The organism is Comamonas sp. C24C, assembly GCF_053345995.1.
Genome location: NZ_JBKFBC010000002.1, coordinates 258,571 through 271,224, shown reverse-complemented (window position 1 = coordinate 271,224; position 12,654 = coordinate 258,571). Strand labels below are relative to the sequence as shown.

The window sequence follows — 12,654 nt, the reverse complement described above, 5'->3', positions numbered from 1 at the left end:
ACAGCTCGCGGAACTGTGTCGGATTTGCATCTATAATCGAGAGTGACGGGCCTCCTCGCATGGGGAAGCAGCCAACCGGGTCAGGTGGGGAACCAAGCAGCCCTAACTGTGGATACAGTGCCGAGATCAGGCTCGTCACCTTTCGATGGAAACCTCTTTACAGACAAGAGGCTGTCTTCCGAGAAAGGCCATTCTTCACCATGAACAACACCATGCTGCGGCGCTTTGCCCAGAATAAGTGTTTCGCATCGACGCCCCATGCCTGGGGAGGCGGCACCGTTCAAAGCCGAACCTGAGTCCGCCATTGCGTCGAGGTCTTCCGCAGGCCTCCGGCAGACAAAAGCGGCAACCAAGCAATCGGATGCAAAAAAGGCCGCAATTGCGACCTTTCTATTTTTACCGGATTGACATGGCGCCGTGCAGGGACGCCATGGAAGCTCAAACCGGAACGCCCACCAGATCATGTCCCTGCGTGCCCACAATGCGCACGCTGATCAGCTCGCCCACCTTGTAGGTCTTGCTGGCCTTTTCGGGCGGCTGGATGTGAACCACACCGTCAATCTCGGGAGCATCGGCATAGGTGCGGCCCACACCGCCCTTTTTGCCCAGACTGACGGCCTTGTCCACCAACACCTTCATGACCTGGCCCACGCGGCGCTGCAGACGCTGGGTGGAGACTTCCTCGGCGACCTCCATGAAGCGCGCACGGCGCGCCTCGCGGATCTCTTCGGGCAGCATGCCGGGAAGTTCGTTGGCGGTGGCGCCTTCGACGGGGCTGTAGGCAAAGCAGCCGGCACGGTCGATCTCGGCTTCGCGAATGAAGTTAAGCAGATGCTCAAACTCTTCTTCGGTCTCGCCGGGAAAACCGGCAATGAAGGTGGAACGAATCACCAGCTCGGGGCAGATCTTGCGCCACTCGCGAATACGGTCCAGGTTCTTTTCGCCCGACGCGGGTCGCTTCATGCGCTTGAGCACATCGGGATGGCTGTGCTGCAGGGGCACGTCCAAGTAGGGCAGGATCTTGCCTTCGGCCATCAGGGGCAAGACCGCATCCACGGTGGGATAGGGATAGACATAGTGCAGACGCACCCAGGCGCCGTGCTGCTGTGCCAGCTTGCCCAGCTCGTCGGCGAGTTCCAGCATGCGGGTCTTGACCGGCTTGCCGTCCCAGAAGCCGGTGCGGTACTTCACATCCACGCCATAGGCCGAGGTATCCTGGCTGATCACCAGCAGTTCCTTGACGCCTCCTTCGAACAGCGCCTTGGCCTCCTTGAGCACATCGCCGATCGGACGCGAGACCAGATCGCCGCGCATGCTGGGGATGATGCAGAAAGTGCAGCGGTGGTTGCAGCCTTCAGAAATCTTCAGATATGCGTAGTGCTTGGGTGTGAGCTTGATGCCCGCGTCGCCAAAGCTGCCAGGCACCAGATCCACGAACGGATCGTGCGGCTTGGGCAGGTGGGTGTGCACGGCGTCCATCACCTCCTGGGTGGCATGGGGGCCGGTGACGGCCAGCACACTGGGGTGTACTTCAGCCACCATGCTGGAGCCGCCTTCCTTGCCAGCCTTAGCGCCCAGGCAGCCGGTCACGATCACCTTGCCGTTGGCAGCCAGAGCCTCGCCAATGGTGTCCAGGCTTTCCTTGACGGCATCGTCGATGAAGCCGCAGGTATTGACGATGACCAGGTCAGCGCCTTCAAATGTCTTGGAGGTCTGGTAACCCTCGGCGCTGAGCTGCGTGAGAATCAGCTCGCTATCAGTCAAGGCCTTGGGGCAGCCCAGCGAAACAAAGCCTACCTTGGGGATAGCGGTTTGCGTGGGGCTATCGGAGTCGATTGATTTCATTTGATTTTTCCAGCAGCGCAGCGTCTACGCGCCAAGCAGCAATTTTATTTCAACGGCCAGATCAGCAGACTCGACTCTGTGGCTCGAGCCCGCTGCGCGCACGATGAGAAAACCGGTAAACGAAAAAGGCGCTACAGTTTCCATGGCTGTAGCGCCTGTATTCTGGTGGGTCCTGCGAGATGCATACTCGCGACCAACAAATCAAAAGCCCGTGTCTCCGTCAAACATCGACGCGGGCCCAAACAGGTCAATCTATCTATTTTACCAGCTACGCATCCGGGCTGCTCACGCCCTCCTGGTCTTTATCCCCACAGCTCAGGTATGAGGTGGTGGCCCGGTCCCATCGAGACCCCAAAGCTCGCTGACTGAAGTGGAGACGAAAAAGTTGCATAGATCACGCTGACTGAAAATAGGACCTGCGCCCCCTCCAGCCCAGACCTCTCAGACTCCCGAAAGCGCTGGCCGATCAGATTGAATATTCTTCGACGATCAACCATCCCATGCTCCCTACACCATCATTGATGATGTCCAGGTGGTTGCCGCCCTCGTACACACGAATGTTCTGCCCCACGAAAGCTCTGGGCACAACACGCTCGATATTGCACAGTGCCAGCTTGATTTGCTCACCCAGCGCGGAAAGCGACTTCTGGGAGTAGTCAATGTCTATGGCCTCGGCCAGCAGCCCGTAAACAACCCTCCTTTTCCCCTCCTCAGGAAAAGCGAGCACTTTGGTGTGCAAGAGCTCCGCATTGGAAAATTTGCGGCCAGTGAGTTTTTCGAAAACTTCAATGCTTGGCAAAGCGCCCTCCCCATGCAATGTGACCAAATGCAACAAGCATAGTCGAACGTGTTTACAGGGGTCAACTGTCGGCTGCGGGTCGCAGGCCCTGCCCACTACTCCAACCCGCCGCGCCCGTCACAGCAGCCTTCTCGGACGCGCTGCAAGGCCCTCCGCAACGTTCACCTCGGACTTGTCAAACGGCTGTCAAAGAATCAAAACGCCTTTGAAAACCCGATGCGATAGCGGGAGCAACTATGGAAATTGACCCAACACCATGAATACGATGGTCACGATCGACCGATGAAAATGCTTTTGCATGGGAGCTGTCAAAACAGCTTCCCGATCAATTCTGGTCGCTGGCCTTCTTCAGGTCATCCACGATTGATGCAAAAAAAACTCATACAGAGTGTGAGCGCCACGAACGCGAAACTGACGAGCAGCCATTTCATAGTTGCACCTCTGTGATTTACATTTTTTAACAGCATGAATGCACCAGTTGATAACGCTGAATAGATGTTTACGCTAGGCCTGTACAGGCCAGGCAGGCTTCATCGCACCAAGGCCTCAGAAACTCCCCTGGCCTCGCCAAGAAGGGCATGAGGTGGAGTCAATACGGCTCAATGCAGGTGCACTGGGCCAGTTGATCCGGCAAGCCACTGGCAAATTCATCGGCACTCAGACGGTGTAGCAGTCGATGCAGCCGTCGCTGCCTGTCAGTGCAGTGAAAACACAGCCGCTGCATCAATCTCAAGCGGCCTGGAAAGCAGATACCCTTGAGCACAATCCACCCCAAGCCTCTGAAGCATTTCCAGCTCTTCCGGTCGCTCAACGCCCTCGGCAATCACGAGGCTTCCGATTTCATGCGCGAAACTGATGAGGCCTCTGGCCAGCGCACGCCGCTTCTCGTCGGTGTCGATCGAGTGGGTAAGACTCATATCCAGCTTGATGATTTCCGGCTCGAGATTGAGGATGTGCCGCATGCTGGAATAGCCCGCGCCGGCATCGTCAACCGCCAGTTTCGCGCCCCGGCCACGATAGGGCTCCAGTCCAACGGCAAGTGCCTTGTAATCCTTGACCGCTGCATGCTCGGTAATCTCCAGGACCAGGCGGGAGAGATCATCGATGCCATCCAGCAGTTGGTGGAACTTGCTGCTCAGCAGCAATTGTGGCGAGCAGTTGACGCTGACGCTGCTGCTGGCAGGCAATCGCTGCAGCGCAGGAAGTGCCTTGGCAATCGCGCACAACTCCAGATCAACGCCAAGCCCTGCCTTGTCTGCCACGTCGAACCAGTAATCCGGCGTATGTCTGGGCTCGACATCAAAACGCGAAAGGCTCTCAAAGCCGCAGATGGCCTTGTCGCGCAGACTGCAGATCGGCTGGAACACCATTCTCGGATCGCCGTGCGCCAAAGCGGAACGCACTTCGCCAACCAGCTGTGCCTTGATCCGCTCCTCTGCGGCCTGCTCTTCGATGCGGTCAGCCAGGATCTCGGCGAATGCCCGTAGCAACTGCATGTCACGCTCGCCCAGCGTGGGGTTCGGGAGAAAGCTGAAGCAGCAAAGCGTGCCGTAGACATGCCCGTCCGTGAGCCGGACCGGAACACTCAGATGGGAGCCGATTGGAATGGCATGGGTTGCAGAAATCTGCTGAGCAGCCGGCACACTACTGGTGTCCGGAATGCATTCAGGCAACTCGCCGTGGACCACCTTCAGGCAATACCCCTCCTGCATGGGAATGCTCTGACCTTGATATAGCGGTCCGCCCGAAACACTGTCCAAATGCTTGAGCACCCGGTCAGCGGCTCCGAAGTGCGAGACAAAGGCGATATCCATTCCAAGGTGCTTGCGAACCGCACGAAGTATGCGATCAACACCTTCGGCGCACACACCAGATCTCATCAAGTGATTGAGATGGCGATTTCCTTCAAGCTCCAGATCGTTCATCTGCATGCCCCCTCTTACATACAGTCGACTCACATGACTTTTGTCACTTTTTAATACAAAACAGCATTCGATGTGAAGCGATAAGCCTCGATGCGCAGCCAGTTTCTCAGCAGCGAGCGTGGAAAAAATGTCAATCAACCCGGCAAATTCCGCAATCTGCCTCGATTTCAGCCACCGCTACAACCACGCTTTTCCACCAAACCGGGCCTGATCACCTTGTCAGGTGGCATTGACCAAACGCCCATCTCCAGGTCTCTTCATCACACCGCAACGGACAGCAATCGAACTGGAGTCACGTCCAACTTCGCATGATGCATTTACGGGTAGAAAGTCTGGGCCGAACCAATGACTGCATCAAGATCGACGGACTTTACAAAATTATGTTTCAGTTTGATACAAATAGCCCGATAACCAGTTAATTACTGTTTGGGTTCGAGGAGAGATCAATGAGACGGTGCATCATCAAAGTGGCAGGAGCCTATTACACGGCCCTCTTCCCCAGCACATGCGCCGCTCTTGAAGACGCAATGAAGCGCTTTCCCGGTGCCACCACGATCAGCGTCAGAGCAGCATCTCTCACGCTCAACCACTCGTTACTGCACTAAACATGGCTCGCATGGATCTCGTAAAGCCTTGTCCACCCCAGCGAGCGCGCATATGGCGCCCCCCGCCGGCCACTCCAGCTCGTCCATGAGAGAACTTTCTGAGCGCTCCGCTGCTGCGCAGATGGCTCTGCACATGAAGGTACTACTGTGCGACCACCTGCACGCGGCTCAGGTCAACCCCAAGTGAGCTGGCTTTTTCAAGCAGGCGCCTGAATTGCTGCTCGGGAAGGGTCTTGCTGCGCGACAGCAGCCAGAAATAATCCAGGCTTCCGCCTATCACCATGGCCGTCTGATATTCGTCATCCAGGCTCACCACGTTGTAGCCGCCATAAAAAGGACCAAAGAAGGAAACCTTGAGCGCTGCCACACCGGGGTCGCCCAGAAAGCGTGCCCTGCCCTGGGCCTGCCGCCACTCCTGCTTCGCCGAGTCATAGCCCCGGTTGATGACGGTCACAGTCCCATCTTCGTTGAGACTGTATTGCGCGGAGACTTGGCTGAGTCCTTTTTCAAAACGGTGCTCTATCCGCGCAAGCTCGTACCAGGTGCCCGTATAGCGCTTGACATCAAAGCCACTCACAGGCTGCAAGCCTTGAGGGACCGAGACAGCACAGCCCCAGAATGCAGAGACAACTCCCGCCGCAACCGCCGTCAAAGCGGCACAGCGAATCAGCGAACTTCTCGAAAAACGCATGGTTGCTCCTGAAGTTGAAAGCCTCATTCAACCATTCATGCTCCTGCCCGCCATGCAAAGCGGGCTTTCCCGATTCCGGCGGAATCAAGCTGGAAGACAGCTCCGTTAGCAGCTTTGATGCGCGAGCAAAGGCCGTGTCATTTCCTGTTGGCCACCCAGGAAGACACTCAGGCGAACATATGTCTCCTGCTGCAACTATCCACATCTACCCTAGAAATACTTGATGTAGTCGTGATTCCAACGCAATTCGAGCGAACCATCGGTCACCCTGCGAATTCGCTGGACGCGCCATCGCGGCAGCTGTACCGTCGTCTTTTGGTTCAGCAACTTGATTGAAGGCCGCCTGCCCCATGAGCAAATCCAAAGAGTCCACCGTCCATCACATCGTGGATGCAAAGCAGTGGGAACTCAATCGCGAAAAAGAGCGCATCACCTATCCTGCCAACCATGCCGGCCCGATTCAGATGGACTGGCGCAAGCGCGAGAACTACTCGGCCACCGACCTGAACTACCGCGGGAGAAGTAAAACCCCGTAGCAGCAGATCCGGCCCGAACTGCAGCACAAACCCTGTCACAGCCGAAGCAAGCGGGGGCCCGTTTTGGGGAATGAACAAATGGCGACGCACACTGCAAGCTTGGGCCTACTCCCCCGATTCAATGATCCCGAGTGGAAGTACTGCAGGCCACTTCCTAAAGCCGGCAACACACTGAGGAAAAAGCCCTTGGACCCGAAAGAGCAGTGAGCCCAGACACCAATTCTGATTGGCATTGGATTGCTTCCGCCATAGCCCATTGACTGCGCAGGTCCTGCAAGGCGCTGCTTCGTTGGTTGCCAAAAAAGCCCGCACACATGCCAAGAAAAAGCAGCTTGAATCTGATTCCCGCTACTTAATTGATAGCAAAAGAAAAAGGCCCCGTATTGCTACGGGGCCTTGTTATCTTTGGTGGGTCCTGCGAGATTCGAACTCGCGACCAACGGATTAAAAGTCCGCTGCTCTACCGACTGAGCTAAAGACCCTGCCACACCTCAAAAGCAGTAGTTGCCTAATCAGTGGAATAACGTTATTGTAATCTATTTTTTTCCGGCCCGCTGCCGAAAACGCGAATTAGTTGGTTCAGTTCACGATTAGTTCGACTGCCGGGCCAATTGATCGAGCACCCAGCCTGCAGCGCACTGACCAAAGGTTGCCGTCACGGCCACGACCGAGCCGTAGCCATGGCAGTTGAGACTGCCATCACCGCCCTCGATGGAGCAAGACGCATCGGGAGGAGCTACCGCCTCCCGGCTGAACACGCAGGTCACGCCCATGCGCTTGCCATCCTTGGGAGCGCCATGCTGCTTGCGCAGTCGGTACCGCAGCTGCGACAGAAGCGGATCATGAGTCGTCGCACTGAGGTCGGCAATATCCACCAGATGGGCCATGCGCTTTCCGCCCGCAGCGCCGACGGAGATGAAGCACTGCCGGGTCTTGCGCGCATGCGCAGCCATTTCGGCCTTGGCCTTGATCTGATCGCAGGCATCGATCACCGCATCGGCACCGGCCGGCAAGAGCTGCAGCCAGTTGTCCGAATCGACAAACTCGTCAATGCAATTGACCACGCAAGCCGGATTGATCTCGGCGATGCGATCACGCATGGCCTCAATCTTGGCCTGACCCACCGTGCTGGTCAGCGCATGGATCTGGCGATTGATATTGGACTCGGCGACATGGTCCATATCGATCAGGGTCAGGCGGCTCACACCGCTGCGCGCCAGGGCCTCGGCCGTCCACGAGCCGACTCCGCCGACACCGACCACCACCACATGGGCGGCACGAATCCGGGCCGCGCCCAGCACGCCGTAGAGGCGCTCCAGACCGCCAAAGCGGCGCTGCACATCTGCTTCTTCCATAGAAAAAACAGCGCCGGATGGGGGCGCTGTTTCCGCTTGAGGCTGTGAATATCCGGCCATTACTTGAGCGTCGCCAGCTTGGACTTGGCAATCCCTGCGGCTTCCGAATTCGGATAGGCCTGCAGCAGCTCTTCCAGGGTCTTGCGCGCCGCCTTGGTGTCCTTGAGTTCCACCTGACAGTTGGCGATGGACAAGGCCGCTTCGGGCGAGCGGGCATGCATGGGAGCCGTGGTCATGACCGAGCGGAAATTGGCGATGGCGTTCTTATAGTCGCGCGTGGCGTACTGCGAGTTGCCCAGCCAGAAGCGCACCGACGGCGTATAGCCGCTCTTGGGCCACTGGCGCAGAAAAGCGGCAAACGCCTGACCGGCCTCGGGGAACTTGCCCGAACGGAACATGCCCAGAGCCTGCTCGAAGTCCTGTTGCTCGTTGCGATCGGCAGTGAATTCCACACCGTCCACGGTCACGCTGACAGGTTCGAACTGGCGCAGACGCTCGTCAAAGCCTTTGGCCAGATCTTTCTGACCGCGCTGCAACTCGGCAGCGTCGCGTGTCAGCTGCTCGTTCTGACCGCGCAGCTTGGCCTGGTCGGACTTGAGCGACTCGATCTGCGACTGCAGATCCAGCAGGCTGCGACGGGTTTGCTCCTGCGATTGCTGCAGGCTGTCAACGCGCTGGCGCAGTTCGATGATGGCGCGGCGCGCCTCGTCATCACCAAACAGGGCTGCATGGGCGCTGATGGCGGAGCCGGCCAGCAGGCCGGCCACCACCAGGCGAGGCAGCGTTGCGTGACGGAGAGTCAACAAGGCCTGCTTCATCATTAACGGTAGTTGATTTCAACGCGACGGTTCTGGGCGTAAGCGTCTTCGCTATGGCCTTCGGCAGCGGGCTTTTCCTTGCCGTAGCTCACCGCTTCAACCTGAGCGTCGTTGACACCCAGCAGACCCAGGGAGCGGCGCACGGCTTCGGCACGCTTCTGGCCCAGAGCCAGGTTGTATTCACGACCGCCGCGCTCGTCGGTATGGCCTTCCAGCTGCACCTTGGCCGCAGGATTGGCCTTGATGAACTTGGCATGGGCTTCGATCTGAGGCTGTGCATCGGCCTTGACAGAGTAGCTGTCAAAGTCGAAATACACGATGCGGCTGACGCCCTGAGGGCCGGCCTTGGAGGCGGCAGAACCGGTCAGGTCCACACCGGACACGCCGCTCTGGCCCTGGCCGCTTGCGCCGGCACCCTGGCTCGACAGCGAGCCGTCAACAGGCTTGTCGTCGAGCTTGACGCCCGAGCTGCAACCAGCGACCAGAGCGGTCACAGCCAAAGCCAAAGAAAGACGTTTGATAGTCAACATGAGATTTCTCCGAACAGTCCACAACGGACTTCATCACTAGAAAGAAAGAGGGAACGCAAACTTCAGATCAGTGTTTCTGGAACGGGCCCCAGTCGGGCTCGCGTATGTCACCGCCCTGCCCTGCAAGGCGCGCCTTGATCTTGCCGTCCAGGGTGGTGGTCATGAGTGCTTCGCGGCCGCCCTGGATGGTGGCGTAAACAATCAGACGGCTGTTGGGCGCAAAACTCGGGCTCTCGTCCGCCGTGGTGTCCGTGACGGAGTTCACGGTGCCTGTCGCCAGATCCATGACCTGCAGCTTGAAGCCACCGCCCACGCGGGAGACATAGGCCAGCCATTTGCCGTCGGGGCTGATGGCGGGCGAGATGTTGTAGGTGCCGCTGAAGGTCACGCGCTCGGCACTGCCGCCCGAGGACGAGACCTTGTAAACCTGAGGGGCGCCGCCACGGTCGCTGACGAAATAGATGGTGCGGCCATCGCTGGAGAAGCAGGGCTCCGTATCGATGCCGCTGCTTTGCATGAGGCGGCGCGGCTCGCCGCCCTGGGCGCTGAGCAGATACAGCTGCGAGCCGCCATCGCGGCTCAGTGTCACGGCCAGACGGCTGCCGTCGGGCGACCAGGCCGGAGCGCTGTTGGAGCCGCGGAAATTGGCCAGCAGACGACGGTGGCCGCTGGCCACGTCGTGCACATAGACCACGGGCTTGCGTGACTCGAAGGACACATAGGCCAGCTGGGTGCCGTTGGGCGCCCAGGCGGGGGAAATGATGGGCTCGGGGCTGGACAGCGCCGACTGGGCATTCTCACCGTCGGCATCGGCAATCCACAGGCGGTATTGGGCGCCGGCCTTGGTCACATAGGCAATGCGGGTGGAGAAAATGCCTTTCTCGCCCGTGAGCTTTTCGTAGATGTAGTCGGCAATGCGGTGCGCCACCAGACGCAGGTCGCCGGTGGTCACGGCAAAGCCCTGACCACCCAGATCCTGGCCCTTGACCACATCCCAGAGGCGGAAGCGCACATCCCAGCGGCCATCGGCCAGGCGGGTGATGCTGCCGGTGGCCAGCGAATCGGCACCCTTCTGGCGCCACTGCGCCACGTCGGGACGCGAGGTCTCGTCCAGCGCGACGCCGGAAGCGTCCACGCCGCGGAACTGGCCACTGCGCTCCAGGTCGGCCTGGATGATGGCGGAAATCTTCTGCGGGGCCGAACCTTCCCCCTTGAACGGGGCGATTGCGATCGGCAGCTGTGTCAGGCCCACGCCTGTTACCTCAACCCTGAACTGGGCCAGTGCCGGAAGGGCCGGCGTGGCGGCTAGCGTTGCCAGCATGGCTCTACGGGAAGCGCGCGGCCCTGCCGCCCAGGTTGTCAGGGATGGAAGTCGGTCAATAGTCATTGGCAGCCATCAAAATTTCCGGAATTGCCCGGTACAAACACAAGCGCGAATGTTACACACACTGACGGATTCCTGATGTAAGAACGTGCTCAGTAGGGTGATCAAACGCAAGTGCCACAAAATTTTCAGATCGGGAGCATGCCAGAGTCTGCATGTCTGCAGAGACAAGCCCCGGACCAATTCTGCCGCAGGCTTGCGCTTTATATTCAAACAGGCATAGTTGGTTACAACTTCATCCCAAATTTCATCTATTGAGATCCGTGCGGACTCCAAAAGCACAAGCCCTAAAATCACGCGCTTATGCAAGCCACACCGTCCCCATCGCCGAGCGAGACCGCCAAGGCCGCTCCCGCTCCAGCTGTCCCCGCCCATCCATCCGATCTGCCGCTGATGCAGCGCCTCAAGCGCCTGACGCCTTATTTCTCGGGCCAGCGCTGGGCCTGGGGTCTGGCCATTTTTGCCACGCTGGTGGGTGCGGCGACCGAGCCTGCCATGCCGGCGCTGCTCAAGCCCTTGCTCGACAGCGGTTTCACGGCAGGGTCGCTGCCGCTGTGGACGGTGCCCGTGTTTCTGATCGGCCTGTTCGTGATTCGCGGCCTGGCCCAGTTCACGGGGCAGTACGCGCTGGCACGCATTACCAATGACGGCATGCTGGGTCTGCGCCAGAAACTCTTCGAGCGCCTGCTGGCCGCCGACATGAGCCTGTTTTCCAGGCAATCGGCATCGGCGCTGTCCAACACCATCGTCTACGAGGTGCAGACCGGTGCCCAGCAACTGGTGCAGGCGATGATGAGCATCTCTCGCGACGGCTTCACGCTGATCGCCCTGCTCGGCTATCTGATCTATCTGAACTGGCAGCTCACGCTGATCGTGGCCTTCATGGTGCCCGGCGTGGCCTGGGTCATGAAGACGCTGTCGCGCCGCCTGTACCGCATCACCAAGTCCAGTCAGACGGCCACCGACGAACTGGCCTATGTGGTGGAGGAGAACGTTCTGGCCCACCGCATGGTGCGCCTGCATGGCGCACAGGCTTCGCAGCAGTCGCGTTTTGGCGAGCTGAGCCGCCAGCTGCGCGGCCTGAACACCAAGGCCACCATCGCCTCGGCCGCCATGACGCCGCTGACCCAGGTGCTGGCGGCGATTGCGCTGTCGGTGATTCTCTGCATCGCCCTGTGGCAAAGCCGCGAAGGTGGCGCCGCCATCGGCTCGGCCAGCGTGCAGGATGTGACCGTGGGCGGCTTTGCCGCCTTCATCTCGGCCATGCTGATGCTGATTGCGCCCATTCGCCGCATGGCCGATGTGGCCAACCCCATCACGCGTGGCGTGGCCGCACTGGAGCGTGGCCTGGCCCTGCTCGAAGGCTCCACCGACGAGCAAGGCGGCAGTTTCAAGCCCTCCGCCAAGGTCAGCGGCGCACTGCAGCTGAGCGATGTGAGCGTGCAGTTCGGCCCGGACAAGGCTCCGGCCCTCTCGCACCTGAGCCTGGACGTCAAGGCCGGCGAAGTCGTGGCCCTGGTCGGCCCGTCCGGCGCCGGCAAGACCACGCTGGTCAATCTGCTGCCCCGCTTTTTCTCGCCCACCAGCGGCCAGATCCTGCTGGAAGGCGTTCCCGTGGCCGACTGGGACCTGAACACGCTGCGCCAGCAGTTCGCCATGGTCAGCCAGGACGTGGTCATGCTCAACGACAGCGTCGCGGCCAATGTGGCTCTGGGCAGGGATATTGACGAAACCCGCGTTTGGTCCGCTCTGGAGGCCGCCAATCTGGGCGACTTCGTGCGCAATCTGCCCCAGGGCCTGCACACCCTGGTGGGCCACAATGCCAGCCAGTTCTCAGGCGGCCAGCGCCAGCGCCTGGCCATTGCCCGCGCGCTCTACAAGGACGCGCCGATTCTGATCCTGGACGAAGCCACTTCGGCACTGGACAACGAGTCCGAGCGACTGGTCCAGCAGGCGCTGAACCGACTGATGCAGGGCCGCACCACGCTGGTGATTGCCCACCGCCTGTCCACCATCGAGCATGCGGACCGCGTGGTCGTCATGGAGCGCGGCCAGATTGCCGAGCAAGGCTCGCATGAACAACTGATGGAACTGGGCGGCCTCTACGCCCGCCTGCACAACCAGGTGCGCAGCTCGACCCCTGGCGAGCCTCAAATTTAAGAGCTG

Annotated in this window: 10 protein-coding genes, 1 tRNA gene and 1 other RNA gene; 3 read left to right on the top strand and 9 right to left on the bottom strand. The window is 59.6% G+C overall.

The window, feature by feature from the left end:
• Positions 1 to 44: 44 nt before the first annotated feature.
• Positions 45 to 140: signal recognition particle sRNA small type (gene ffs, locus ACLBXN_RS04920), an RNA gene on the top strand.
• Positions 141 to 438: 298 nt separating this feature from the next.
• Here ffs and rimO read toward each other — a convergent pair.
• The 4 genes from rimO to ACLBXN_RS04900 all read right to left on the bottom strand — a co-directional run bounded on the left by rimO (position 439) and on the right by ACLBXN_RS04900 (position 5,751).
• Positions 439 to 1,845 carry a 30S ribosomal protein S12 methylthiotransferase RimO gene (gene rimO / locus ACLBXN_RS04915; protein WP_447611355.1) on the bottom strand — a complete coding sequence of 469 codons (1,407 nt, stop codon included), beginning with the start codon at positions 1,843 to 1,845 and terminating at the stop codon, positions 439 to 441.
• A 466-nt stretch (positions 1,846 to 2,311) separates the two neighbouring features.
• Positions 2,312 to 2,644, bottom strand: a complete 333-nt coding sequence (locus ACLBXN_RS04910) for a hypothetical protein (RefSeq protein ID WP_003056688.1) — start codon at positions 2,642 to 2,644, stop codon at positions 2,312 to 2,314.
• 695 nt (positions 2,645 to 3,339) lie between these two features.
• Positions 3,340 to 4,575 (bottom strand): sensor domain-containing phosphodiesterase, encoded by a 1,236-nt coding sequence (locus ACLBXN_RS04905; protein ID WP_447611354.1) that lies wholly within the window; start codon positions 4,573 to 4,575, stop codon positions 3,340 to 3,342.
• A gap of 741 nt (positions 4,576 to 5,316) precedes the next feature.
• Complete coding sequence (locus ACLBXN_RS04900; RefSeq protein ID WP_447611353.1) at positions 5,317 to 5,751, bottom strand: lipocalin family protein; 435 nt, start codon at positions 5,749 to 5,751, stop codon at positions 5,317 to 5,319.
• Between the two features lie 464 nt (positions 5,752 to 6,215).
• On the opposite strand from ACLBXN_RS04900, the gene ACLBXN_RS04895 reads away from it, so the two are divergent.
• Positions 6,216 to 6,401, top strand: a complete 186-nt coding sequence (locus ACLBXN_RS04895; RefSeq protein WP_003056699.1) for a hypothetical protein — start codon at positions 6,216 to 6,218, stop codon at positions 6,399 to 6,401.
• A gap of 406 nt (positions 6,402 to 6,807) precedes the next feature.
• Here the strand turns inward: ACLBXN_RS04895 and ACLBXN_RS04890 are convergent.
• From ACLBXN_RS04890 to tolB, 5 genes are all read right to left on the bottom strand, one after another.
• Positions 6,808 to 6,883 (bottom strand) — tRNA-Lys (locus ACLBXN_RS04890).
• Positions 6,884 to 6,991: 108 nt separating this feature from the next.
• A complete protein-coding gene (locus ACLBXN_RS04885) occupies positions 6,992 to 7,816 on the bottom strand; it encodes a tRNA threonylcarbamoyladenosine dehydratase (protein WP_447611352.1) in 825 nt (274 codons plus the stop codon).
• Positions 7,816 to 8,577 (bottom strand): tol-pal system protein YbgF, encoded by a 762-nt coding sequence (gene ybgF, locus ACLBXN_RS04880; RefSeq protein ID WP_043007525.1) that lies wholly within the window; start codon positions 8,575 to 8,577, stop codon positions 7,816 to 7,818. The genes ACLBXN_RS04885 and ybgF overlap by 1 nt, the downstream gene beginning before the upstream one ends.
• The gene (gene pal, locus ACLBXN_RS04875; protein WP_034356711.1) at positions 8,577 to 9,104 is read right to left on the bottom strand and encodes a peptidoglycan-associated lipoprotein Pal; all 528 of its coding nucleotides are present in this window, start codon (positions 9,102 to 9,104) and stop codon (positions 8,577 to 8,579) included. Before pal ends, ybgF begins: the two co-directional genes overlap by 1 nt.
• A 67-nt stretch (positions 9,105 to 9,171) precedes the next feature.
• Positions 9,172 to 10,491 carry a Tol-Pal system beta propeller repeat protein TolB gene (gene tolB, locus ACLBXN_RS04870; protein ID WP_167010709.1) on the bottom strand — a complete coding sequence of 440 codons (1,320 nt, stop codon included), beginning with the start codon at positions 10,489 to 10,491 and terminating at the stop codon, positions 9,172 to 9,174.
• Between the two features lie 300 nt (positions 10,492 to 10,791).
• Between tolB and msbA the strand changes: the two genes are divergently transcribed.
• Positions 10,792 to 12,648, top strand: coding sequence for a lipid A export permease/ATP-binding protein MsbA (gene msbA, locus ACLBXN_RS04865; RefSeq protein WP_343677794.1), 1,857 nt, complete (start codon positions 10,792 to 10,794; stop codon positions 12,646 to 12,648).
• The last annotated feature ends 6 nt before the right edge of the window (positions 12,649 to 12,654 follow it).